The sequence below is a fragment of the Vibrio sp. ECSMB14106 genome, assembly GCF_000972265.1.
GTDB classification, from domain to species: Bacteria; Pseudomonadota; Gammaproteobacteria; order Enterobacterales; family Vibrionaceae; genus Vibrio; species Vibrio kanaloae.
This window is the reverse complement of the sequence record NZ_LAUM01000023.1, coordinates 1-26,179: the sequence shown is the minus strand read 5'-3', so window position 1 is coordinate 26,179 and position 26,179 is coordinate 1. Positions and strand designations below refer to the sequence as shown.

General features: G+C 42.5%; 21 protein-coding genes. 11 read left to right on the top strand and 10 right to left on the bottom strand.

The window, feature by feature from the left end:
* Window positions 1-270 precede the first annotated feature (270 nt).
* Entirely contained in the window at window positions 271-1,578 is a 1,308-nt protein-coding gene (locus WR49_RS15365; protein WP_046224598.1) for a TolC family outer membrane protein, read from the top strand.
* The gene (locus WR49_RS15360) at window positions 1,578-2,189 is read left to right on the top strand and encodes an OmpA family protein (RefSeq protein ID WP_017057564.1); all 612 of its coding nucleotides are present in this window, start codon (window positions 1,578-1,580) and stop codon (window positions 2,187-2,189) included. Before WR49_RS15365 ends, WR49_RS15360 begins: the two co-directional genes overlap by 1 nt.
* 227 nt (window positions 2,190-2,416) lie before the next feature.
* Here the strand turns inward: WR49_RS15360 and nhaA are convergent, their stop codons facing one another.
* From nhaA to WR49_RS15335, 5 genes are all read right to left on the bottom strand, one after another.
* Window positions 2,417-3,568: a Na+/H+ antiporter NhaA gene (nhaA, locus tag WR49_RS15355; RefSeq protein ID WP_017057565.1), complete on the bottom strand. Its 1,152-nt coding sequence runs from the start codon at window positions 3,566-3,568 to the stop codon at window positions 2,417-2,419.
* A gap of 276 nt (window positions 3,569-3,844) precedes the next feature.
* The gene (locus WR49_RS15350) at window positions 3,845-4,993 is read right to left on the bottom strand and encodes a lipocalin-like domain-containing protein (protein WP_017057566.1); all 1,149 of its coding nucleotides are present in this window, start codon (window positions 4,991-4,993) and stop codon (window positions 3,845-3,847) included.
* Window positions 4,983-7,436 carry an ABC transporter permease gene (locus WR49_RS15345; protein ID WP_046224597.1) on the bottom strand — a complete coding sequence of 818 codons (2,454 nt, stop codon included), beginning with the start codon at window positions 7,434-7,436 and terminating at the stop codon, window positions 4,983-4,985. Before WR49_RS15345 ends, WR49_RS15350 begins: the two co-directional genes overlap by 11 nt.
* Window positions 7,417-8,088 carry an ABC transporter ATP-binding protein gene (locus WR49_RS15340; protein WP_017057568.1) on the bottom strand — a complete coding sequence of 224 codons (672 nt, stop codon included), beginning with the start codon at window positions 8,086-8,088 and terminating at the stop codon, window positions 7,417-7,419. The genes WR49_RS15345 and WR49_RS15340 overlap by 20 nt, the downstream gene beginning before the upstream one ends.
* A 122-nt stretch (window positions 8,089-8,210) precedes the next feature.
* On the bottom strand, window positions 8,211-9,584 hold the full coding sequence (locus WR49_RS15335; protein ID WP_046224596.1) for an MATE family efflux transporter: 1,374 nt from the start codon (window positions 9,582-9,584) through the stop codon (window positions 8,211-8,213).
* A 96-nt stretch (window positions 9,585-9,680) separates the two neighbouring features.
* On the opposite strand from WR49_RS15335, the gene WR49_RS15330 reads away from it, so the two are divergent.
* A complete protein-coding gene (locus tag WR49_RS15330) occupies window positions 9,681-11,141 on the top strand; it encodes a DUF2867 domain-containing protein (RefSeq protein WP_046224595.1) in 1,461 nt (486 codons plus the stop codon).
* 119 nt (window positions 11,142-11,260) lie between these two features.
* Here WR49_RS15330 and WR49_RS15325 read toward each other — a convergent pair whose 3' ends face one another.
* The 3 genes from WR49_RS15325 to rsuA all read right to left on the bottom strand — a co-directional run bounded on the left by WR49_RS15325 (window position 11,261) and on the right by rsuA (window position 14,002).
* The gene (locus WR49_RS15325; RefSeq protein ID WP_046224594.1) at window positions 11,261-11,920 is read right to left on the bottom strand and encodes a DUF2913 family protein; all 660 of its coding nucleotides are present in this window, start codon (window positions 11,918-11,920) and stop codon (window positions 11,261-11,263) included.
* The gene (locus tag WR49_RS15320) at window positions 11,920-13,137 is read right to left on the bottom strand and encodes a Bcr/CflA family multidrug efflux MFS transporter (RefSeq protein WP_046224593.1); all 1,218 of its coding nucleotides are present in this window, start codon (window positions 13,135-13,137) and stop codon (window positions 11,920-11,922) included. Before WR49_RS15320 ends, WR49_RS15325 begins: the two co-directional genes overlap by 1 nt.
* A 169-nt stretch (window positions 13,138-13,306) precedes the next feature.
* Window positions 13,307-14,002 (bottom strand): 16S rRNA pseudouridine(516) synthase RsuA, encoded by a 696-nt coding sequence (gene rsuA / locus WR49_RS15315; RefSeq protein WP_046224592.1) that lies wholly within the window; start codon window positions 14,000-14,002, stop codon window positions 13,307-13,309.
* Window positions 14,003-14,099: 97 nt separating this feature from the next.
* Between rsuA and WR49_RS15310 the strand changes: the two genes are divergently transcribed.
* The 6 genes from WR49_RS15310 (at window position 14,100) to WR49_RS15285 (ending at window position 19,896) form a co-directional block, all read left to right on the top strand.
* A complete protein-coding gene (locus WR49_RS15310; RefSeq protein WP_046224591.1) occupies window positions 14,100-15,842 on the top strand; it encodes a DEAD/DEAH box helicase in 1,743 nt (580 codons plus the stop codon).
* 104 nt (window positions 15,843-15,946) lie between these two features.
* Window positions 15,947-16,348: a PepSY domain-containing protein gene (locus tag WR49_RS15305; RefSeq protein WP_046224590.1), complete on the top strand. Its 402-nt coding sequence runs from the start codon at window positions 15,947-15,949 to the stop codon at window positions 16,346-16,348.
* Between the two features lie 67 nt (window positions 16,349-16,415).
* Window positions 16,416-17,075 (top strand): response regulator transcription factor, encoded by a 660-nt coding sequence (locus WR49_RS15300; RefSeq protein WP_017057576.1) that lies wholly within the window; start codon window positions 16,416-16,418, stop codon window positions 17,073-17,075.
* Window positions 17,076-17,146: 71 nt separating this feature from the next.
* Window positions 17,147-18,496 (top strand): ATP-binding protein, encoded by a 1,350-nt coding sequence (locus WR49_RS15295; protein WP_046224589.1) that lies wholly within the window; start codon window positions 17,147-17,149, stop codon window positions 18,494-18,496.
* Window positions 18,497-18,821: 325 nt separating this feature from the next.
* Window positions 18,822-19,100 (top strand): 50S ribosomal protein L25, encoded by a 279-nt coding sequence (rplY, locus tag WR49_RS15290; protein ID WP_009847093.1) that lies wholly within the window; start codon window positions 18,822-18,824, stop codon window positions 19,098-19,100.
* 427 nt (window positions 19,101-19,527) lie between these two features.
* Window positions 19,528-19,896, top strand: a complete 369-nt coding sequence (locus WR49_RS15285) for a hypothetical protein (protein WP_046224588.1) — start codon at window positions 19,528-19,530, stop codon at window positions 19,894-19,896.
* A 754-nt stretch (window positions 19,897-20,650) separates the two neighbouring features.
* Here WR49_RS15285 and WR49_RS15275 read toward each other — a convergent pair.
* Window positions 20,651-21,337, bottom strand: coding sequence for a hypothetical protein (locus tag WR49_RS15275; protein WP_046224586.1), 687 nt, complete (start codon window positions 21,335-21,337; stop codon window positions 20,651-20,653).
* A 141-nt stretch (window positions 21,338-21,478) separates the two neighbouring features.
* On the opposite strand from WR49_RS15275, the gene WR49_RS15270 reads away from it, so the two are divergent.
* Entirely contained in the window at window positions 21,479-21,937 is a 459-nt protein-coding gene (locus WR49_RS15270) for a helix-turn-helix domain-containing protein (protein ID WP_108176353.1), read from the top strand.
* Window positions 21,938-23,836: 1,899 nt separating this feature from the next.
* On the opposite strand, the gene WR49_RS15255 is transcribed toward WR49_RS15270, so the two are convergent.
* The gene (locus WR49_RS15255; RefSeq protein ID WP_046224582.1) at window positions 23,837-24,889 is read right to left on the bottom strand and encodes a hypothetical protein; all 1,053 of its coding nucleotides are present in this window, start codon (window positions 24,887-24,889) and stop codon (window positions 23,837-23,839) included.
* A 373-nt stretch (window positions 24,890-25,262) separates the two neighbouring features.
* Here WR49_RS15255 and WR49_RS15250 point away from each other — a divergent pair.
* A partial coding sequence (locus WR49_RS15250) for a hypothetical protein (RefSeq protein ID WP_231574716.1) occupies window positions 25,263-26,179 on the top strand: 917 nt, incomplete at its 3' end.

Below are 26,179 nucleotides of genomic sequence, written 5' to 3'. Positions count from 1 at the left end.
ACGCCGACTTACTCACAGTTCTGCATTATGGCTGTCGCATACAATAAATTTAGTACCGACATTATTGATAATCAACTCACTAAATGAGTGTTGTTATAGCAGTTTTAAAATTAGTCAATAGCAATAGCGACTTACCAATGAAAAAAACAAACAAACTTCGCATTTTTTTACATATGTCCTAAGCTTCGTTTATACAGTCTGTCTCTCAATGAAGCAGAAAATACTGCTGAGAGAATGGTCAAAACATATAAAAGTAGAAGGAGAGCTACTTTGAAATTGTTTAAACTATCCATCATGTGTTGCTTAATTACTGCAACACCGCTTGCAGCTCAAACTCTAGAACAATCTGTTGCGATCACCTTGGCAACGAATCCAGAGATAAAAAGTATATTCAATGAGTATGTGAGCGTAAAAAAACAAAATGACGCCTCTGGTGGCGCTTATAAGCCTAGTATCGACCTAGATGCAGGTATCGGTTACGAAGGTATAAACCCAGCACCAAATAACGGACCTGATACGGATCTAACCAGAAAGGAAGCGACGATATCCCTAACTCAATTATTATGGGATGGTTCCGCGACTCTATACGACATTGACCGCACCGCCGCTGAAGCCGAATCGGTTCGCTTGCAATTGCTCGCGGACGCCGAAGACAAAGCACTTGAGGTTACCCAAATCTATCTAGATGCAGTAAAAGCTACGGAGGTATTAGCCCTATCGGAAAGTAACCTTGCGATACACAAAAAAATCTATAAAGACATCAAAAAACGAGCTAATTCTGGTATAGGCTCAACGGCAGACGTTTCCCAAGTAGAAGCTAGGATCGCAAAAGCTCACGGTAATTTATTGGCCGCGCAAAATAATTTGATTGATACCCATACCCAATTTAGACGAATTGTGGGTCAAGAACCGCTAGGCTTAGTTTACCCGAGAGCTGATATCTCTATGATTCCTTTGTCACTAACAGACGCCATTGTTGATGCTTTGGATAAGCATCCCGTCATCAAAGTCGCTTCTGCAGATGTTGATTCAGCATATTTCCAATACAAGCAGTCGAAGGGAGTAAATTACCCAACTTTCTCTATTGAAGCTTCTCAATCATGGCGTGATGACGCTGGAGGGGATGAAGGTTCGAGCCAAGAAACTCTGGCAATGTTAAGAATGCGATATAACCTCTATAACGGTGGTACTGACAGTGCGAACTCTGAATCGGCAGCTTACCAACTGAATAAAGCCAAAGATCTGAGAGATCGTGCTTACCGCCAAGTAGAGGAGGGCCTTCGCCTATCTTGGAGTGCTTTGGATCTTACGTTACAACAAAAGAACTTCTTATCTGATCACGTAGATTCAGCTTCGGAAACCGTTATCGCTTATGAAAAACAGTACCGAATAGGTAAACGTACTCTGCTTGACTTGCTCAACACTGAGAATGAATTATTTGAAGCCCGTAAAGATTACTTGGATGCCCATTACTCTGAACAGTACGCTAAATATCGTGTAATGAACGCTACCGGTTCTCTATTGAACGCTCTACTGGTCGATATACCAGACGAGTGGACAACGGCCGTGGAGTATTAATGATGAAGACACCTTACTTATTACTTTCTGCTTTAACGATAACGTTATGTGCATGTTCTAACCAAAATGAAGAGACCTACATCGAAACGCCGGAAGCAGAACAGATTTCCGACCTGCAAGACGATGATAACGATGGCGTGGTTAATGCTCGAGACACTTGCCCCGGTACACCTGAAACGTCACTCGTTGACAATGAAGGTTGCGGAGAGACAGTTCGTTCGCAAGACGTCAGACAGTTGAGAATTCTGTTTGCCAATGATTCGTTTGAAGTTAACCCGATCTTCTCTGATCAAATCACGACCATGGCTGAGTTCTTAGAAACCTATCAAAGCGCGTCTATTGAGATTCAAGGTTACGCAAGCAAGGTGGGAGCTAGTGAATACAACTTAGAGTTATCGAAAAAACGCGCTCACCAAGTTGAAGATGAATTGTTATCAAATGGCGTCGACCCGAGTCGAGTGAGAGTTATAGGCTACGGTGAAGAGCGTTTAGAAAAAGATGGCGATGACCCTAAGTCTCACGCACTAAATCGAAAAGTAACGGCGACGGTAGTAGGGCTAAGTGAACAAATCGTCGAGGAGTGGACAATATTTACCACGCTTGAAAAGTAGCGTAACACTCTAGTCTCTAAAGGTTTATGGATTTGGCTTTAGAAGCAACAGCACGAAGCAAGAAAATGCCTGACACAACTAGTTGCTAGAAAAATAATTGCTAGAGAATAAGATAAAAAGCCGTGATAGGGTTACCCTCCACGGCTTTTTTATTTGTTGTCACATGAATCATTGTGATACCCATGTGACTCGGTTCTGGTTACTTGGTGAACCGATTAAATTCCCACTTACTGTTGGTTTGTTTTCGGTAGAGACAGACGCAGTAAGATATAACCCAAAATCGCAGCTGTCGTTGACCCCATCAGGATACCGAGTCGAGCAAACGTATCAAACTCCGCGTTCGTGGGGCCAAACGCCAGTGAAGAGATAAAGATTGACATTGTAAAACCAATACCGCACAACACAGATACTGCGAAAATGTTCATAAAGTTCACACCTTCAGGAAGCTTAGCGATACCAAGTTTCACCGCACCCCAGCTAAATGCAAAGATGCCAAGAGGCTTACCAATCAATAAACCCATAGCGATGCCTAAAGGCAACATACTTGTTAAGCTTGAGATTGAGATGCCTTCCAAAGAAATACCTGCATTTGCAAATGCAAAAATTGGCAAGATCGCAAAAGCTACATATGGGTGCAATGCATGCTCTAAATGTTTCAGCGGAGAATGCTCCCCTTTGTTACCTTTCAGCGGGATAGCAAAACCAATGACTACACCTGCCAATGTTGCGTGAACCCCAGACTTCAGTACTGCGAACCAAAGAATTGCCCCAACAATTAGGTACACACTCAGCTTAGTTACATGTTTGTTGTTTAACATGAACAGCACGCCAGTCGCAATAAAGCCAATAGTTAATGCAAGTGTGGATAGATCGCTTGAATAAAACAGTGCAATAATGACAACAACACCAAGGTCATCAATAATTGCCAACGCAAGTAAGAATACCTTCAAACTTACTGGCACACGGTTGCCTAGTAGAGCCATTATACCCAATGCGAATGCGATATCAGTTGCTGCAGGGATAGCCCAACCTTGTAAGGCTTCTGGGTTACCAGAATTGAATAACACGTAGATAAGTGCAGGAGCTAGCATACCGCCCACGGCTGCGATAGCTGGGAAGATTGCTGTTTCTTTAGACTTTAATGCGCCTTCTAAAAGTTCGCGCTTTACTTCCAAACCGATGAGAAGAAAGAACACAGCCATTAAGCCATCGTTAATCCAGTGAGACACAGACATACCAAGAACGTAACTGTGAAGTACACCTTGGTACATTTCGTTCAGTGGTGAATTTGCTACAAACATTGCGATCGCCGCAGCGATGACTAGTATGATGCCGCCAGCAGATTCCATTTTAAAGAAGTCACGAATGACGTCGGTCATGATTTCGCCCTTATATTTATTATTTAAATAAACGAATAACAAAGAATAGCTATGAGTTTATATCCAAGCTTTAACGATAGATAATCACTTCTTCGGATGTTTAGCTTCGGTTTTTCCTACAAATACTAAACAATACGTCGTAAATTCCATAATGTTAATATGCTCCATTAAATAAGTATAGATGAGATAAACGAAGCTGTATTCACAATTTTTTTAATCCGGACGGAAATGATTCACATAAAAAAAGGCTATCAAATGATAGCCTTAGGTGTTTTTCTAGTAACCGGTTAATTGCATAAAGCCTTTCGCTTCATGGCTGCCACTCGCCATAATTGGTCCTTCCCAATAAGGTATAACAAAAGGCAACCACATATCTCTGCGTTGGATACGTGTCGTAAGGTTGATATCGTACTGTGGCACGTTGATTATCCACTGTAATGGCATTCTTCTGCCATTCAATAACGTCGTGTTCTGCAAAGGCTTAATAGAAATATCAGAATCCGTTAATTGGTAGACTTTGCCTGAACGAGTGGCTAATGTTCCAAACACATAAGGTAACTGTTGGTTATGGCGATAGCGGCTAATACTCAGAGCTGTACCATCATCGAGGTTGAAAACAAACCAGTCCCAGCCTTGTTGCCCGACGCCCAGCAAGCCACTACCCCACTCTTTATGTACCCATGCAGTACCTTTAACTTCCTTGGTAATACCATCTAGGTTCAACACACCATTCAATGATAAAAAGGGCGCACTGAAGTTGTATGACGCGACAGGCAGTAAGTCGTGTTTTTTCTGATACCCATGCTCATCATTGAACACATATGGCCCTTTTGCCACGGTATCCAATTCAAGACTAAATGTATCCGTTTTGACTTGAAGACGACTAGGAAATGGTGTGTTCCCCAGCGAACGCCAGTTCCAGTTATCAATCCAAATTCTAAACGGGCGATTGGTCATTCCAGCTTGACCAATACCACCACGCGCCAAACGCTGCTCCTTCCAGACTTTAGATTCAGAAGAGATCACTACATTTGAAATATAGATCTGTGGACTTTGCCACCCCGAAGCCTCGCGTTCATCAGTTGCGATACGAAAGAAACTCCATTGAACCGAGTATTTTTTACCATCTTCCCCTATTAACGACGCAAAGTAGTGCCACCATTCGTGTTGGAAGTCTGGATGAAATGAGAAATCTCGCGGTAAAGAAACGTCTCTATCTGGCAGCACTGGTTCAAATACATTGAAATGCTCACTGACCAGCACCGAATTGACTTCATTGACTCCCTTTTCACCAGCATCAGCGAAATATGAATAATAGGCCCAAATACCGATAAGAGCACCAAAAAAACTGACTAATAAAAGAGAAGAGACAACTCGGTGTCTTAGTTTAGTAGTACGATTCCGTTGAGACATATTAAAGCGCATCCCTAAGTGATTTCATCGGCGTGTTCCGAATCATTCTCATAACAGGTAAAGCTCCAGCAAGCATTAATGCAGCCATTGCCCACGCAAATGTCACCAAATAATCCCATGGAATCACTTGCAACTCGAGTGACCAACCAAAAGATTGCTTAATAACAATATCAACAATCAAACTCGCTAAAGCCAAACCAAGCGGAACGGCTATCAAAGAGGAAATGAGTCCAAATACAAACAACTGTAAGCTACCAGTTAAAATCAGTTCTTTTGCAGATACACCTAAACACCGTTGTAAAGAAATGTGTCTTTGACGCGACACCTCCCCTGCGACAGTAGCAAAGAAAATCCCGAAAACCGCAATAACTAAAGTGATGTTACCTAATGTGTCGGCAATCGCGAACGTTCTATCAAACACACGCATGGCTTGGCTGTGGATATTGTTATTGTCGAAAATACGTTCAGATCCTAATCGAAATATACTCTCTAGCCGGCTACGTAACCCTACAGAGTTCACATCATCTTCTAATATAACGCCAAGCCCTACATTGCCTCTGCCTGCAAATCCATACAACCAGTTTCGATGTGACATCATCACCTGATGGTAAGGATTGCCATAATCGTAATACACACCAACAACCTGCCAACCGGAACCTAGGCTGTCATAAAGGTCAATGTAGTCCCCAGGACGAATACCCAACTTTAAAGACATCGACTCGCTGATCAACACGCCTCTAGAGTGGTGTAAATGATACCAATAATTTGGAATACCTAACTTAATCGTCAGAGCTTCCAGTTCCCCCTCAGAGGAACCTGTACTCACCATTTGAATACTACCGACAGGTGAAGCGAGATCTTTCTCCCAACGCCACCACACAGAGTCTACTTCAGGTTGTTCTGACAACCAACTACTCATACGAGCAGCAGCATTGTTGGTTGGGTAGATATATAAGTCCGCCGCCAAACGCTGTGTTAACCATTTGTCAGTGGTATCCCTAAAGCTACCAACCATGGTCTCAACACCAATATTTGCCGTTAATGCCAACATAAAAGCCATGGTCGCAACACCACGATAGCTCATGCTTGAGGCAGCGTCAGCGAAGAACCAACGAGCACGAACCCAACGTAAAGAATAAGAGAGACCATTGAATAGCTTCCACATCAAGAAAGGTGTAAACAGAGCGACACTAACCAGCATCAGAGCGATAATAGCAAAGCCGGATTCTTGGGTCTGGGGAGCTTGATATACAGCAACAGCTGCGACACAGAAACCACAGCCAATCAAAGCCTGCCAAGTAAACTCAGTACCAGCAAAACGCATCAATGAAAGCCGCGAGGTCAAACGAATAGGTTGAGACTTAAGCAAACGAACCAACGGCCAAGCGCAAGCTAAAAATGCACCAAGCAATGCCATTAATAAGCTATAGCCACTCCAACGCCAACTCCAGCTTAACGTTAAACCAACATTAGCATCATAAAGGTCGCCCAAACTTGAAGAAACAGCGGGCAACAGTTGGTTAGCTAGCATTACGCCAAATATATTGCCGCATATCCAGCTCAGTAGAACCAAAAGCAACAACTCTAAACAAAGTGCTTTTGTTAACTGCCACCCTGAAACACCGGTTTGTCTTAGAATACCGACTAACGGTTGACGCTGAATAAAAGAGAGCGACATCGCTTGGTAGAAGATAAATAAACCTACCACAAAAGACAGCATACCCATCGCGGTCAGGTTCATGTGAAAAGCACTGGTCAGAGACTCAAGTTCCGCCTTCGAACTACGAGAAATAGTTAATCCATTCGGTAATATATTTTTGAGTCGTTCAAACTTCTCCGTTGGCATGTCTGAGCACGCAATCACCGAAAGCCCTGAACTGCGTTTGAGCATTCTAAGCAAAGAAATATCCGCAATGAGACGAGTGCCGTTGATCTGGTTATTTTGGTCAACGACGATTGGCCCTAACTCAGAGCCATCTATAAGGTGGATATAGTCCCCATTTATCCACTCCATATACTCAGCAAGATCATGGCTAACAAGAATTGGGTATGGTGGCTTCATTAAGTTTAAAGTCGTGAGGTCTTTTAAGGCAGTACCAGGCTGAAGTTGGAGCATAGACACAGGGTCTAAACCAGTCAGCATAAAGTTTGCCCCGTTTTCATCGGTGATACGATGATAGTCAAAAGGAGAGCACTGCTGAAATCCATCACGGCGAAGCTGAATATAAAAACCTTGTGGAATTTTATTGGCGTTGTGTTTTGGTCGAATACGGTAAGGAAGAGGATTTGAAAACAGTCGTTCGCCATGTGTATAGCTTTGTTTGGCATGTTGGTTGATGGCTGTAACACCAACCAGTAGTGAGACGCCAAGGGTTAAACCAAGCCATACCAAGATAATCTGAAGAGGGTAACGTCGATAGTGACCAAGTAGCGCTTTAACTACGGGCCATAACATGTAATTGCCCTCCTTGCAGACGGATTCGACCATCCATGTGTAGCGCCACTTTTTCACTGTGAGTGACAAGCAACAGTGTACATTCTAATTGACGAGTCAACGAAGTCAGTAAACGCATTACCGCTTCTGCATTGCGCTCATCCAAACTACCCGTTGGCTCATCAGCCAATAGAATCTTTGGTTCCATATACAAAGCTCGTGCAATCGCTGCACGCTGTTGTTGACCACCAGACGCCTCTTCTGGGTAACGTCCAAGTAAAGGCATTAAATCGAGAGCGGATAGGATTTGTCGCCACAAACCTTTATCTTCAGGTAAGCCCTTTAGTTGTCGGCAAAAGCGGATGTTATCGGCTATGTTAAGCGTTGGAAGTAAATTAAATTGCTGAAAGATGTGACCGATATTATTTCTGCGATATGCAGTACGATTGCGCTCAGTCGAATCATGCATATTGAAGTTAGGGAAAGCGATTTCACCAGAATCGGCAAGGTCTAAACCCGCAATAAGATTCAGTAAAGTACTTTTACCAGAACCGCTTTCTCCCATTAAAGCTAGCTGATCACCTTGGTTTAACGTTAACTCTGCACCTTGCAAAACAGGGTGAAACTCCCCCCCATCGACATAGCCTTTACATAGGTCTGACAGCTTTAACATTAAACCGCTCACATTAGTTAGAATTGGGAAGAAGAATCTACACTAATTCCCTGTTAGGAGGAAGTATTTTGAAAGATAGATCACACGCCAATAATAAAGTGATGTGATAGATGCGCTCTACTTCAATTTTCTATTAAATTTTTAATCCATTTCCTTGTTTTTATCCGATAGAGCGAACCGCCCCATTTAATCACCTCTTCAGTTAAGAACAGCAAATACACCCACTCAGGCGTGAACTTCAGATAAATTGCAGCGATCGCTGCCAATGGAATACCGATAACCCACTGAGCAATCAAGTCTTGATAGAGACAAAACTTAACATCCCCTCCAGCTCTCAGTACCCCTACAATGACCGTCATCGGAATTGAGCGAAGCACAATCCCTACGCTTAGAATCAGAATAAATTTTTCCGAAAGAGCTCTGGTTTCCTCAGTCAAAGCGCTAAACGAATTCAGTATTGGTGTTTGCATAAAGTAGAGAAAAATCGCAACAGCAATACTGGTCAAGAAACACAAAATCGTTAAGCCCAAAGCTTGATAGTAAACCGCTTCATTGTGCTTAGCACCAAGTTGATTGCCGACCAAAACCGCAGCCGCATTCGACATGCCAATCAATAGGCTCAATGAGATAGACTCAACCGGCGTCATGACTGACAGTGCAGCCAAGCCTTGAACGCCCGATTGTCCCATGATTGCGTGATAAACAAAAAGACCACCAGCCCAAGCTAAGAAATTAAACGTCGTCGGTAACGATAATTTCAAGAAACGAACCACTTTCTCAACAGTCGCTGCCGCTTTTATATCGCAGAATTTAAAGGCTAATAAATGCTTAGATAAATAAAGGTAACCAAACAAGGTCGCCACCTCAATAGCCCCACTCATTACCGTCGCAATCGCAGCGCCTTTAATTCCAAGAGCAGGAAAGCCCAAATTACCGAAGATCAGCACCCAGTTTAAGAACACATTAGAAAGGATACCAATACCACTAAAGAAAGTACTGAGCCCCGGCTTATGCATCGCTCTCAAGCCAACAGCCATGCTGCTAACACACGATACCGCCAACATGCTAAATGAGGTGATAACGATGTATTCCATACCCAAATTAATGACTTCTTGAGAGTCTGTGGTCACGCCCATGATTTGCGCAGGGAAAGAGACAAAGAAAACAATAGTCAGTAACGCAAACAACGTCGAGACCAACCACGTTAGTGCCGTGCTTTCTCTCACACCTTGTTTGTCGCCCGCTCCCCAATATTGTGCTGTCAACAATGCGCCACCCGTGGTCACACCCACCAACATAATGGTGGTCACGAACATAGCACGGCTTGCGACACCGACTGCGGCAATGTCTGCTTCTCCAAGCTGCCCCAACATCAACACATCCACTAACCCTCGGCTTGAAAACATAATGCTCTGCAAAGTGATAGGCAAAGCAATCGCAATAAGCCTACGAACAAAATCACCGCGAGTGTGATGAAGAATGGAAGAGAGCAACATAGAGATACCTAAACGGAACGTATTGATGAATAAAGATAAATATCGCGCTATTATATCAATGTTCGGTTTTTAACCACAGAGATAAATGGAGTAACAATGAAGAAAGTACTGGTTTTAGGCGCTTCTGGATATGTTGGTTCACAACTCCTCCCTCTCCTGCTTGAACAAGGCTACCAAGTCACTGCAGCAGCAAGACATATCGACTACTTAAAAGCGCGAACTGAGCCTCATGAGAATTTGTCACTCAAATATCTCGATCTGGCAGACCAAACGGCAACACAAGCTTTGGTTCCCGACTTTGACCTTATCTTCTTCCTTGTCCACGGGATGGCGGAAGGCCACGACTTCATTGATTACGAACTCAGCTTGGCGCGTAACTTTATTGCAGCGCTTGGGCCGAAGAATCAACACGTTATCTATCTCAGCTCTCTTCAGCCTCAAACCGGTGATTCAGAACACCTTCAAGCGAGAAAGAAAACCGGTGAGTTGCTTCGTAAAGGGCCAGTTCCGATTACCGAGCTTCAAGCAGGCGTCATCATAGGCCCAGGCTCTGCGGCATTCGAGATCATGCGAGACTTCGTTTACAACCTACCAATCATGATTGCGCCAAAATGGGTCGACTCGAAAGCCAACCCTATCGCCTTAAAGAACCTTAATCATTACCTACTCAAACTCGCACAATACACACCAAGTGATAATCAAATCTTTGAGGTGGGCGGTCCAGACATTGTCTCTTACCGCAACCAGTTTGCACATATTGCCAAAACGGCCGATCGACCACTGAGGCTTTGGGCTACATCCCTGCTAACACCTAAAATCGCCTCCTATTGGTTAGGCGTGGTAACTTCTGTCCCTTCAAATATAGGCAGAGCACTTCTTGCAGGTTTAAAGCATGACTTTATTGCTAGTTCGACGACCATAAGAGAAATGTACCCTCAGAAACTTATCTCCTTCGAAAGCATGGTTGAACAAGCCATTCACGCTGAAGGAAATTTCGTTAAAAGTAATGTCTGGGGCTTCGATAAAACCGCGTTCAAACGATGGCAAGCTGGGTATGGCTACTACCCCAAGAAAACCGGTGCAAGTATCAATTCAACTGCATCATTAGAATCACTATGGTATGTCGCACAGCAAATAGGCAGCCCTAAGCAGGGTTACTTCTTTGCTAATGCTCTATGGCGCACACGCGAATGGTTAGATGTTCTGTTCGGTGGCGGTATACCCGTTCGACAAATGCCTGAAGGCCCAAACTTAAAAGTGGGTGACAAAATCGATTCGTGGAAAGTGATCCGTTGCGAAGAGAATCAGTTCTTATCTCTGCTTTTCGGAATGAAGGGCCCAGGTTTAGGGCGACTCGAGATTACCGTTTCTGACCACGGTGATTCTCGCGAGCTGAACATCTCGGCTTGGTGGCATCCAAAGGGCTTTCTAGGATTACTGTATTGGTTTGCGATGATGCCAGCTCACCTGTTTATTTTTAAAGGCATGGTGAAGGCGATTGAGGAGCAAGCACAAGAGCAGATGCGAGATTCGGATGACGGGATGCGAAGAGATTAAAAGCAGGTGCGAGATTCGGGGGACGGGATGCGAAAAGACTAAACAGCAAATTTGCGACACGCGCTATGAGAGGCAAAAAAAGAGCGGATAATTCCGCTCTTCGTATCCCGAATCCGCTACTAGCCAATAAAGCTAATTGGAATCTCAGCCAATTGATTGCCTTGGTTTGCAGGATAAACGATATATTCACCGTGGTACTTCACCGCAGACTTGTAGTCCGTCACTTTGTGAAGCATAAAACCCGCTTCCATCGCCGCTTGAATAAACTCAGCGTGGTTTCCGCGAACAAACCAGTTCATTGGCTTAACCATTAACTCGCCGTCGAAAGAGTCGTCACACTGTTTGCCACACAAGGCAAATGAGTGCTCACCATCGGTAAAGAACTGGATTTTTCCACCAGTGGTTAGCTCGTCTTCGCTTGATACGCTCCAACCCATCTCGTACATCTTGTCCATAAACGCTTCAACATCGCTGTCTTTTAGCGCTTTCGGCTCCTCGCCTTTAGGGAAAAACTGACCGTAGAAAGCAGAGATACGTTTGAAGGTAAAGGTTAAATCAGAGTTGTTACCCTTTGAGCGCCCCTGCTTTTGCCAGCGAACTAAGTCCGGCACAATCACGCGATCGTAAGATTGAGCCTTAATCGCTTTGGTTACCCAACGAACAAGGTAAAGGTTGTTTGCAATAGGTGCGTCAATCGCTTTACCTGACTTATGCAGAGCGTATAACTCACCTAGCGCATCATTCACTAACTTCTGAATTTCAATATAGTATTTTGACATTATGCCTTCTTTCCTAATGTCCAATATAGTAATGCTGACATTACTGCACACGCAGCCATTACCATAGCCATAGACCCAGCACTGTCACTTGGTAGCATCGCAACGATCGCTCCAACGACAGAACCAGTACCAAATCTTAATGTTCCCGCAAGCGATGAAGCCGTGCCTGCCATGTTTGGATAACCACTTAGCAATAGACCCATGGAGTTACTGCCAATTGTAGAAATAGTACCGATAAACAGCATCACAAACGGCACAATACCCCAAAGCCCGAGATCCAATGCCCAACCGGCCAGTAAACCCACGCCAGCCAGTAATTGAATGACCAACGCTGTTCTTAGCATGGTATGAGAACCGACCTTTTTAACGATTCGACCATTGATTGTCGTCATTAGAATCATCGCAACAATGTTCAGGCCAAACAGATAACCGAACAGGTCAGGGCGTACGCCATAAATATCAATGTAGACAAAAGAACCCGCGGTTAAGAATGCAAACATCCCAGAGAACGAGAACGCACCCGAGAAAATCAGGCCCATAGCGGTCGGGTTTTTACATAAACGAGCATAATTACGAATCGTCGTTTTAAAGCGCAGTGGCTGGCGATTATCAACAGACAGTGTCTCAGGGATTTTGATTATTACCGCGAGAATCACAATCACCGCAAAAATAGCCAAGACCCAAAAGATTGAACGCCAGCCGAACCACAATGCCAAGTAACCACCAATCATAGGTGCGATAAGTGGCGCAACCGTCATCACCAAGGTAACGAACGACATCGTTCTTGCGAAATCTTCACGGTCAAACATATCACGCACAACGGCTTGGATAATAACCGCCGCCGCCGCCCCTGCAAAACCTTGAGCAGTACGAACTAACGTTAACGCTTCAATACCATGAGTAGTGGCACTCACAACAGACGCAATCGCAAAGAAGAAAACACCAATCAGTAGAACTGGCTTTCGACCATAACTGTCGGCTAATGGACCATGTAACAACTGACCTAACGCAAAACCTGCGGTGTAAGCTGTGAGTGTGATTTGTACTTCACCCGCTGTTACGCCGAGATCTTTGGCGATCGTTGGCATTGCGGGCAGGTACATATCGATGGCGAGTGGTGTCAGCGCACCAATCGCACCCAGAACCAAAAATAGCATCCAACCTAACTGAGGAGTTTGTGGTTGTGAATTTAGGGTCTGTTGGGTAGATGTTTGCATAACTCTCCGACTAAGTACGAGGTTTATGTGAGCAGGAACATTCGCACAACAATACACGAATATGGGCATAACAATAACAAATAGGAATAATGGCTGAAACTTTCCTAGTACCAGTCAACATCATCAGCCGACGCTATCCTTGGTCGGCTACATCTTACGACAGAAAAGACTACTTCCAGATAGAATCGACTTCTTCTTGCGTTAGGTAACGGTATTCACCTAGCTCTAAAGATTCGTCCATCTCAATTTCGCCAATACGTTCACGGTGCAGTGCTTCTACCTTGTTACCAAGTGCAGCAAACATGCGTTTAACTTGGTGGTATTTGCCTTCGTGAATCGTTAACAGCACTTCACGTTCTGCACGAACATCAAGATGTGCAGGAAGTGTTAGGCCATCTTCGCTCTTAAGCTGGATGCCCTCTTTGAATTTTTCAACGTAATCGTCTTCAACAGGTTCAACCAACCACACACGGTACGTCTTTTCGCACTTGTGCTTTGGCGAAGTAATACGGTGAGACCACTTTCCATCATCAGTAATCAACACAAGACCCGTAGTATCAACATCTAGACGACCAGCAAAGTGTAGCTTGTCCATTTTGATTTCATCAAGCAATTCAAACGCGATGCGATTTGCGCCATCTTCATGCGAACAGACAAAGCCTTCTGGCTTATACAGCATGATATAACGTGGACCGTGAACATGCAGTTCATTGCCTTGCCATTCTACCACGCACTCTTCAGTTACCTTAAGTGAGCCGCTTTTTTGAATGACATTATTTACTGTCACTGCCTTGGATTTTAATAAGTGTGTTGCTTCTCTTCGAGTGACGCCTAATGCATCGCACAGAAATTTATCTAAACGCATGAATACCTCAACTAATCTAAGTCAGGTATTATAGTCACCTTTGCTCAATTAGTTGAGCTATTTCACACTATTTGTTTTTCATTTTACAAGATGCGATATGTATACACTCCGCCCGTACCAAGCTGACTCCGTAAAATCAGTGATTCATTACTTCAGAAAACACCAAACTCCAGCGGTTTTGGTACTGCCAACCGGGGCAGGCAAAAGCCTTGTGATTGCTGAATTAGCAAGGCTTGCGAAGGGACGTGTGCTAGTGCTAGCTCACGTTAAAGAACTGGTAGAGCAAAATCATGAAAAATATGAAGGTTATGGGTTAAAAGGCTCAATTTTTTCTGCTGGTTTAGGCCGCAAAGAGACCGACCAACAAGTGGTATTCGCATCGGTTCAATCCGTGGTCCGTAACCTCGATTCATTCTCCAATCAATTTTCACTTTTAGTTATCGATGAATGCCACCGTGTGCCTGACGAAAAGAATAGTAGCTACCAGAAAGTAATCACTCACTTACGTGAAAATAATTCGGGAATTAAGGTGCTTGGATTAACAGCGACCCCTTATCGTCTTGGTATGGGATGGATTTATCAATATCACACCCGCGGTCAAGTGCGTTCAGACGAGCCACGTTTCTTTCGAGACTGTATCTTTGAGCTGCCCATTCGTTACCTACTTGATGAAGGATTCTTAACCCCTGCCCGCATGATAGATGCGCCAGTATTGAGTTACGACTTCTCGCAATTAAAGCCAGCAAGCACGGGTCGCTACAAAGAAGCCGAGTTAGACATGGTGATCGAACAATCAAAACGCGCTACACCGCAGATTGTCGACCAGATCATTCTCTTAGCCCAAGACAAACTCGGCATCATGGTATTTGCCGCCACCGTTCGACACGCGCAAGAGATCCTCGGTTTACTGCCGGAAGGTGAAGCATCGCTTGTCATTGGTGACACACCTACGTTAGAACGCGACCAAATCATCAATGACTTCAAAGAACGTAGAATAAAATTCTTGGTCAACGTGTCAGTTTTGACAACAGGTTTTGATGCACCGCATGTCGATTTAATAGCCATATTGCGCCCCACAGAGTCCATCAGCTTATACCAACAAATCGTAGGCCGTGGCTTACGTTTATCTCCAGGCAAGAAAGAGTGTTTGGTGCTCGATTACGCGGGCAACAGCTATGACCTTTACCAACCAGAAGTCGGCGATCCTAAACCCGATTCAGACAGTGAGATCATTACTATTCCCTGCCCTGCTTGTGGCTTCAACAACAATTTCTGGGGCAAACTAGACAGTAATGGCTTGTTACTCGAACATTTTGGTCGTAAATGCCAAGGCTACTTTACCGATGAAGACACGGGCGAACGCGAACACTGTAACTATCGCTTCCGAGCGAAATATTGTGGTGAGTGTGGTGCGGACAACGACATTGCCGCGCGAATTTGTCATGAGTGCGATGCAACTCTGGTTGACCCAGACAAAAAGCTTAAAGAAGCACTCAACCTAAAAGATGCCTTGGTGTTTGAGTGTCTGGAAATGGATCTCAACGTGCTTAAAGACGACAAAGGCAAATCACAACTTAAAGTCACCTACCGCGGCGAAAACCAGGCACAAGTACATGAATTTTGGTCATTAACCACCAAGAAGCAAAAGCAAAATTTTAAGGATCAGTTTGTTCGCCCCCACCTTGCCGACAGACACAGGTCATTTGAAGAGTCCTCACCTACAAAAGTGGTCGCTCACCAACATAGATTCCGCCCTCCTCAATTCGTAATTGCACGCAAAGTTGGGCGCTTTTGGAAAATGAGGGACAAGATATTCGAAGATGAACTCCAACATCGCTAGCGTATCACTTTCCAAGAGCCTAAATCTCAGAATGAATCTGGTTCATTTTCTATTCAGAATAACTTTTTTATACTGCAGGCTATCAACCTTCCCAAGGATTCGCTATGTTTAATAAAACTATGATTTCTTTGTTTTCTTTAAGCTTAGGCTTACTGGTTTCTGTTGGCGTATGGGCTGATTCAGCTCATAACGGCCATGACCTTGTACAAGATGTCCATAAAGCAGGAACTCGTATCGAATTTGAAGAAGATCAAGATGAAGTCTATGACGCTGTACGAGCAGGGTATATTCGTCCTTTCTCAGAAATGTACGCAGCGGTCGAAAATGATCTGCACGGCAGAATTATAAAAGTAGAGCTAGAAGAAGACGATGACGTCTGGGTCTATGAGCTGAAAATCAATTTTCAAAACAACATTATCAAAGTTGAATACAATGCTGAAACATTAGAGATGCTGATGATAAAAGGTCGCAACTTTAAAGAAGCTATCAAAAAGGACCATCACTAGTAGGCGCTGAAAAGTTAACCAGCGATATCAGCAAGATTTAGCCTAAAAATAAGAAGAAGAACCCGTCATGAAAATTTTAGTCGTTGAAGACGAGCCGCGTTTGGGACAACAGATTATTGAAACACTCGAGGAAGCCGACTGGGTTCCAGAACTTTCTCGAGATGGGATCGATGCACTTTACCGAGCAACATCAGAAGCATGGGACGCGATCGTTCTTGATTTAGGTTTACCAAAGCTTGATGGGCTAACAATATTAAAAGGCATTCGAGATGAAAACATCAATACACCAGTTATTATCTTGAGCGCTCGTGACACCCTAACTCAGCGTGTAGAAGGATTAAACGCAGGGGCCGACGATTACATCACTAAGCCTTTCGAAATGGTTGAGCTAATCGCTCGGATTCGAACTCAACTACGTCGAGCATCTGGTAGTGCATCACCTATCCTTCAGATTGGTGACTTAAGCTTAGACACTCGCAGCTCTAAAGTACTTTGGCAAGGGCAAGCTGTAAGCCTGACAGCATTAGAATATAAAGTTGTTGCTTACTTCATGCATAATCAGAACAAAGTCATATCTCGTACTGAGCTCATTGAACATATTTACAAGCAAGACTTCGACCGTGACTCAAACACTGTCGAAGTGTTTATTGGTCGTATTCGTAAAAAAATCGCACCGAAGATCATCAAAACGGTTCGTGGGCTTGGTTACCAATTAAATGCCGAGTAACCCTCTCAATATAAGTGGACAGCCTATTCAGATCATCGTACTGCTGATGAGTATAAACTGGCTGGTAATGAATGAATTTAAAAAGAAAAACACTTAAAAACACCAGCCTAAAAAGCCGCTTGCTCCTTGCTGCGGCTTTTTGGCTAGGTGCTATGATATTAGCAGCAGGTATCGGTATACCAAAACTGGTTAACGACTACCTCGTCGATGACATGAAACAACAGCTTGGCTTAACCATGGATGAGCTAACAGCCAATATCGAAACCAATAATCATGGAGCGCTGATAATGGCTGAGCGCCTTTCAGACCCCAGATTAAACCAACCTTACAGCGGTATCTATTGGCGCGCCTCAACCCAAGATCAAATCATTCGTTCTCGCTCGCTATGGGACAAAGACCTCACTATAAAACGGTCACCGATACATACGTCAGTCAAAGGGCCTAAAGAGGAGAAGCTGATCTATATTGAGCAAGATATCTACCTCCCCGAAATAAGTGACCCTGTCACTATAACTATAGGTATGAATGACAACTCATTAGAATCGACACTCAATCAGCTCACAGGGCAAGTGTGGCTTATATTACTGCTATTGTTCGTTGGTGTTTTATTGTTGATTGGTATTCAAGTCAGTTGGTCTCTACTTCCTCTGAATAAGATGCAACGAGAGTTAGCATTACTAAGAAAGGGGGAACAACAAGGCTTAAGCGATAATTACCCAAAAGAAGTGTCGCCATTAGTGTCCGATCTCAATGCCTTACTCTTCCATTATCAAGAATTGTTAGAGCGAGCTCGTAACCACGCAGGCAACCTTTCTCACGCCTTAAAAACACCACTATCGGTTCTCAAAAATGAAATAGAGAGGCTTCCCGATGATGAGAAGAAACTCTTACAGGAACCTATCCATCAAATTCAAAGCCAAATAGATTATCACCTTGGCCGTGCACGTATGGCAGGCGCAATGAACATCCTTTCGGTTAAGTCGTCGCCCTGTGAACGTGTCGAGGCAATTGCGATGGCGTTTGACAAAGTCTATGCCGACAACAACGTAACCATGGTCAACGAACTGGATTTAGAACTTGATGTCGCAGTTGAAAAAACCGACCTCGATGAAATGCTCGGAAACCTGCTCGAGAACAGCTATAAATGGGCGCGTAGTATTATTCGAGTGCACGCCAAGGAGCTTACTGACGGCAATGTTGAATTAATTGTAGAGGATGACGGACAAGGTATCCCTGAAGAAAAACTCGAACAGGTAACGAAGCGAGGTATTCGTCTTGACGAAACCACACCAGGAACAGGACTTGGGCTTAATATTGTGAATGAGATGGCTCACAGTTATCGAGGTAGTCTAACACTCCGCAAAAGCTCTATGGGTGGCTTAAGAGCCTCTCTAATCCTAAAGGTTTCTCAGACTCGTTAGAACCTCGATACCGGTTATTGAGTAAGTTGGTAACTATTACTGTCTAATTCTACCTTTAACCAAAGAGGGTGAATTCTATTTTCCAAATAGCCCGACATTTGAAAGACAGACCAAACATCATCGACATAAACGAACACTTTATCGACAAACAAATTTTTTAGTCCTCTAAATTAGCGATCAAAAAGGATCTTACTTGCTCAATTAATTATGTGATGTTAGTATCCGCGCTCGCTTAAGCATGATCTCGTTTATGCTTAAGCATTGCCACATACTCAAGGTCGCATTGAGGTGTGAAGTTAATTTTTACTAATTTGAGAGTAAAACTATGAAATTTGAAGCAGTAGTACGTACTGAACTAGGTAAAGGTGCGAGCCGCCGCCTACGTCACGCTGGTAAATTCCCAGCTGTAATCTACGGTGGCGAAGCAGCAGCTGTAGCTATCGAACTTGTTCACGCTGACGTGATCAACCAAATGGATAAGCCTGAATTCTACGAAACAATCACTCTAGTGATTGACGGCGCAGAAGTTAAGGTTAAACCGCAAGACGTTCAACGTCACGCGTTCAAGCCTAAAGTTGAGCACATGGACTTCATCCGTATCTAATTCCCTACCAAGGAATAAGATTGGATAAATCCAAGCCTTCTGCATAGAAAAGATAATCGATCTTACCAGTCGAAAAATCTAGAAATTCGAAACCCCGATGCTACCAACATCGGGGTTTCACCGTTTTTGAGCCCTCATAAACGTCGTAAATCTCGCGCAATACACTGAAAATAATCAACTTTCCCCTTCCCCACTTTATCCCAATCTTGCTTGGGTGGATTAAGGGTGGACGAAAGGTGGACTTATACAGTAGTTTTTCTTGATTAAAATCTTAGGCGTATTTCTAACCACATTCAACTATTAGAAAAACTGTCTAAGTCATTTCTAAACAAAAGCGAGTTGAATGAAGTCATCATGATCTCAATCAAAAGGAGCTAGTAATTTTTGAGTAAAACTCCTCCCTCCCCTGTTTACCAAGTAACAACCTATGTCATTGCCCGTAAAATTAGCTCTTGCAACGTCACTTGCTCTATCAATGCTCGGAAGTGCCGCAGCTTCTGAACTAACGTCATACAATATTGAAGGTGAATCTAATGAGATCTTAACATTTAAAGATGGGATGGTTCTCAAACTCACAGGACAGTCATACGTTGGAGGCTACGTCGGATACATTGGATATATTGGTTATAGTGAAGAAGCAATTTTTCTTGGTGAAAAGGTTTGCTTAAAAGGTAAGTCCTATTTTTACGAGTTATACAAGAAGCCTACAACACACTACTCTCAGAACTTATATAGCGGCGCAGAAGCGTATACAAAAGTTGAAGAACTATGTGGTAGCTTAGACATATTGAAATAATTTAGATAGCTGCGATACAGTCGATACAGTCGATACTATATGTATGTTAGACAAACGTTGTGGCGAATTAACTTTGGTGACAGAGCTAGGTTTTTCAACCAGATAGCGCATATATGTTACTGTCCGCTTAGAGACGAAAGCGACTCAATTAAGCTAAAATACCCTTACTACACTTTATACAATTAGTCACTACAAGAGCAAAATCATGCAAAGACTTCTTATTCTAGCCCTTATATCAGGTGCGGCACATGTTAATGCCGCGACTTGCTATAGTGATGATTACGGTAATACCACATGCACCAATGGCCTTTCTGCGTATAGCGATGATTATGGTAACACTACGTACAGTGATGGATCTTCTTCGTACTCAGATGATTATGGGAATACAACATTTAGTAATGGTTCATCATCGTATTCGGACGATTACGGAAATACTACATATAGTGATGGGACTTCGTCTTATTCGGATGATTATGGGAATACGACATTCTCAGACGGTACTACATGCTATTCAGATGACTACGGAAATACGACTTGTAATTAATCCTATAGATCGATGAGACTTTCCTTTTTCCAATTAGATACGAGATAAAATCGTCTTAGTGTGGCTACTATAAAACGCTATTGCGCCAGAACAGTCAGTTCGACAAGTACTACTCACTGCATCTTATGCCTATATTTAGCTATGATAGGGCTGTGAGTAGTACTACCTTGTACCACTTTTACTCGGAAAGTTTTGCGCACGTATCTCCTTTTATCGCATTTCATTAATAATCGATGGGTCAAGGTCTTCTAGATAAGCCAAAATACGATTATCTATGTTGTCCCCACCAAAGCCTACTTGATCAATGTCGCAGAGCAAATCAAATGGTAGTTTCTGAAGACCAGTCAATCTTTGTTCCGTTGTAGGAGATACAGATTCAACCGAACGAATCAAATCGACAAATATTGACTCATCATCACGTTGAATAATCTTGTTTGCATAAAGTTCTATTGTTGCAGGATGCGGATAACGAGACTTCTTATCGCTGTATTTAACCGCTTTAATACTACCTAAACTCATAAAGCATCCATTTAGCTGATTAAATTCAGCTTGTGTTAATACTATCGTTACCTTGTACTTATGCGATAAATAATGAAACTTAGTGTAATAGGGCAATCGAATTCGTTCATCGTAATCATGCATATTACAACTACCCGTCCAAGTAACTTCATTCAATCTCTCGCCGAATCGATTTGAGATTTTTTGTTTGGCATTGTCGAAAGCTTCTTCCTGTGTTTGACCACGCCCCTCAATTAAGCCCCAATTTTTTTGGTCCCAACAAGTATTCAATTCATTTAAGATAGCGATAGGCTCTTTCTCTTCCTGCTGCTCTAGAAATACATAAACCAATAAATCTACAACATGCTTTGGTATCTCTTCGTCATAACTTAATTTCATTTTTTCCTACCTAACCTGAGTGGTTCATATTTGAGTTGCTTGATAAAACTAGTTACATTGTCATAGTTTGAATACTTAATTATACTTAAGTGATGCTAACAACTACTTATTCCGTTATCTATCAACAACTTAAGGGTTAATATGTTTTGGAGAATGTGGTTAAGAGACCCCGCTTACGATAATCGAAAGGTAGAAAATTTCGACAATATCTATGATTTAGCAATCCAAATGGGGCTCAAGCAAAAGGATATCGCAGACCTGTGTGGGGTCTCACCACCCAACATATCGCATTGGAAAAATAATAATAAGAAAGATAAGCCGACCTATACACAAATCAAACCTTTGCATGTCAAGATTGGAATAGGAAGGATCACGCCAGAATTCAAACCACTACCGGAAGGTGCTCGTGTATATCCCGCTTATTATAGTTTCATCATGGGCATAATAATGGTTAGCTTATTTTCTTGTTTAGTTGCAGTGATATGGGTTCTCTCTGTAGAGCCTTGTTTCCGTGATTGGACGATATGCAAACAACTAACATGGAGTGATATGATTCAGTACGGAATCATTGAAATGAAGGAAAAAATCGTTGTTAAGTAGACTCAGTCATTTTCGTGTAATAAGCAGTATTTATATATTCCGTAATTCTTTGCTCTTTATACGGGCATTCAAGACTGTGTATTGGGTGTAAGTCACATTAACCCGTAGGATAGACTTCGCCCTTAGTACCCTACTCGCTTCTATTCAGAACCTTCATAGGCTGAATTTTTACCCGTGGTACTTTCTAACTCAAAAGTGCCACGAAACGTATTTCAGCGATTGAACTCACATTCTTTTTATTTGTTTTTTGCTCATGCCTTGAAAGGTCTCAATACTGCCCACAGATCGTGAATGAGGAATAACCTCAATAATAGAGTGGATATAATAATGAGTTTGAAACCAGGTCCAAAACCAATCGCTAAATCGACAGGAAAGCCAGATCAACGTCGACGTGACAATAAAAAAACGCCAGGAAATACACCAGGGTTAAAGCCTAGTAAATCCTCAAAATGAGAAAAGGCCACTTATCAAAGTAACTTGATCTCCAATGCTGAGCCAGAACTAGCTGTGCTGGCTCTTTTTACTAATAGTTCACAACAAATTAGGTTGAATTGGCGAGAGAAAGTTGGCTCTTCTAACTCTAAAGTGCCCCAAAACAAGTTTAGGTACTGGAAAACCATCATAAGATTGATTTGGCCAACAAGCTGTTGGACAAACTCCAACCCCAATTTTGCAAGAGCCTGTTGCAAAAATCACTCTGAAGCACTTCTGCCCCATTATCAGTGTCGTCGAACAAATTCGCGTTTTCAATCAGTCGTGATTTGCCCAAATATATCTTATGTGTCGCAGCAAATATTTATGCATTGAAAGTAAGTTTTTAGGTTTTAGTGATGGGTCACTTAGGGACAGAAGTGCCTTAGACTTAGACATACTTAACTTGGTATTTAAAACTGGTGGTGCGGATTAAGTCTTAACTTGGGATAAAGCAACTCAGCTTGCTGTTGTGTTTAACTCTTTATTGTATCCTGTAACCCTACCTGCATTATCAACTAGAATTACACTTGTCTAAATGCATTGAGGGTGAACTAAGGAATGATTCTGGGAAAATTGTTGGTATCGGCTACTTACGCAGCTCGAATACCGCCAGAACTATATAATGAAGAAAGTGACATAACTTTCTTTGAGTTTATCCTATTTGCGCTAAGTGTTTATTTTATCGTCTTTTTATTTGTTCTAGTTCGCAATCTTATAAGGGATGCTTGCAGACTAATCATAGACACTTGGCGTTTAAAAACTCGCATACCAAGAGTACAAGTGCACCATGGCATTGCATTCCCTAAAAATATGGTCGTCTATATTAGCGATTTTAATATTCCCCTGCCAAAACCTTTAAACACTAGCCTTCATGCATCCCTCAACATCTGGATTTTTCCATATGCTTTAAGAGAATCAAGTTGCTATTCATCTTTTTCGCAAGCCATAAACTATCAGCCCATATTGCTTCTAGAGGATGATGAGCAGAGTAATATTGTTATGCTCGTCAATGATCGGGAAATTTATAGGGTTCCTTTACATTTCCGATGGAGAGGCCTTCATGGTTATTCTCAGTTAATGATATATTCGGATCAAGTTACTCTAGATGGAGAAAGACTGAAACCTCTTATGTATCAATCTACTAGTTAAGTTTCAGTGTCAATATTGCTCTCGTTGATAGTTTATAGCCTTCTCCAAGAACATCTGGCAAAGTTGTTCGAAAAGATAAGTTGAATATCGTTGTAGTGGTTGTAGTGGCATGCTGAAGTTGACCATTTAATTAGATCTCTAGTACGAACCTGTTCCGGCTAGCTCCGGGACAGAAGCGCCTTAGAGTCTGTAACCTAAATGTTTATATTTCGAATGTGCTGCATTAGGGGATAAAGCAGCCCCCGTACAAAGTTCGAAAGCTGCTTTTACTATTAACTAGTAGTTATGTTGGTTGAAAACCTTTTGAGCTTCTGCCTTCGCTTTCAGCTCCAATTCTTTGCTTACTTTAGGAAGCGATATGCCTGCATAAAGGATGAATACTGGCCCATAATCTTCATCATTATCAGCAATCGATTGGGTCGGGTAATAACCATAAAGGTTGGCTAGCTCGTTCAAAAAAACGAGTTTATATTGTTCAATTTCTTTTGAGGAATGTTCGTATTTTTCCATGAGGTTAAGAATAGCTTCTGTATTTCCACTAAATGCAAGCAATTCCTCATATTGAGTGTCACTATAGGCTTCATAAGCAAACTCAATTGCTGGATAGTAACCTTGTTTCGCCAACTCTCGAATTACCTCTACGTCATCAGTGTTTTCAGCGAGTTGCATCATTGCTTCTTTACTGCCTAACTCTGCCGCTCTTTTTAGTAGTGATAGATACTCGGATTGAACAGATAGTTTTTCTTCGTATTCTTTTGCAAAGCGGAGTGCGCCCCCTTCCAAAACCTCGCCAGAAATGTACCTTTTATACCAGTAGTCCTCGTGCGGGCCTGCATTGTCGTCTATTTCAATCCCATCGAAGTGATGAACAGCATATGAATACGCAGCGGACGCGCTACCTTCATGGCTCAATTTTTCAACTAGTTTCTCACCTAAACTATCTACCATCCATGGTTCGATCTCATTCCAACTGTAGAACTTACAGTTCTTTAGAAACAGGTTATTACGTATATGTAGAAGGACTTGCTCTTCTAATCTTGCATCTGCTAGTACAGCTTTAGATAGCCTTCTAAGGCGATGTCGAACGTTTTTTTCGTTGGTGAATAATAATCGTGTTTCATTGTGTTGGTTAAATTCATCGTCATAAAAATCTGCTTGTATGCTATCAAGGTCATACTCAGATAGCACGAAACCAGCCTTAATTAAGCTAGCCGCAGATTTAAATCCATAAAAAGATGCAACCACTTCTCTGGATTGACCTAATTTAAGATCCGGTAAGTAATTTTTTAATGATTGATGAAAGGCATGTACGAGTTGCTTATCTAACATGATTAATGCTCCGACTTTTAGATCGACTCCGGGCGCACGTTTAAACCTTTTGAGTCGATATTAATCAGCCAAAGGTCATTAAAATTAATTCATTAATAGATAATCATTTATTGAAATGTCTGTTTTTACTCATACGCAAGTAAGGCGGACGCCCTATTACAAGAGTACTCTTCGAATGGGGGATGTCAACAGTCCATAATCAAGACTTAGAAGTGGCCTATTGGGGTTTCTAGTGTTCCTCAGGAACAAAAGCAACTTTGTCTGCGTATTTCTATCTGATACGTGCTTGGGAGCAGTTCTGCCAATTAAGCATTGCTATACTTCTTTTTTGGGGATACCAACTAAACAAGGCGATCAAGAGGAAGCCTGTATTGTGAAGATTGAAATAGCAGAATCTCTTTTGCGCTCATGGCTACGACATGTCCGTGGTTGTGAGTTTGCTGAGTTAAACTGGAAAGCATCGCCTGAATGGTTGCCTAAGTCTGATGAGATAACGGAACTTTTTGATACGGCTCATGAGCTTTGGCCGGAAGCTTTTGGCAAAAATAGCTACGAGCAACTATTGCGTCAAGCAGAGGTTGATGTACTAGGACTTTCATTCTACGACAACCGACTATATTTCATAGATGTAGCTTTTCACCTTGGTGGGTTGAATTATGGTGATAAATTAACAACGGCAATGAGGGTCTATAAAAAGTTAGTTAGATCAGCACTAATTGCGAAGCGCTATTTCCCCGATCAAACATCTTCTATTTATTTTGTCTCACCATTCACTAACGCGAATGTTTGTTCTGAACTTGATGTTGTGAAGGATAAACTCCAAGAAATATCGGCGAATGATGAAAAGATAAACTTTGATTTTGTTCTCACAAGATCCGAATTCAAATCAGAAGTGATGGAACCACTATTGTCATTGGGAAATGGTGTGGCTGATACATCTGAACTGTTTTTACGCAGTTGGCAATTGATAGAACCTTTCTTCAATATCCAACTACAAGGAAATGAGTCAGAAATATTCACTCCTAAGAAAGACACTTTGCGTACCCCTATGCCCACGTCAGAAGTTAATAGAACAGACCTGTTAATATCGGCGCTTTATTTGGCAAAATTTGGTCATCTTAATCGATTGGGTTTTGGGAACCAGACAAGAGCGATTAAAAGCTTGGCGGATATAATAGGTTGTTCAGCAAACTCGTTAAAAGGCTTTCGAGATAGGTATGACTGTAGTGGTCAACTAAAAATGGCCACGGTTTTAGAGTTTTCCCAATATAATCGTTCTGATTCGTTGGG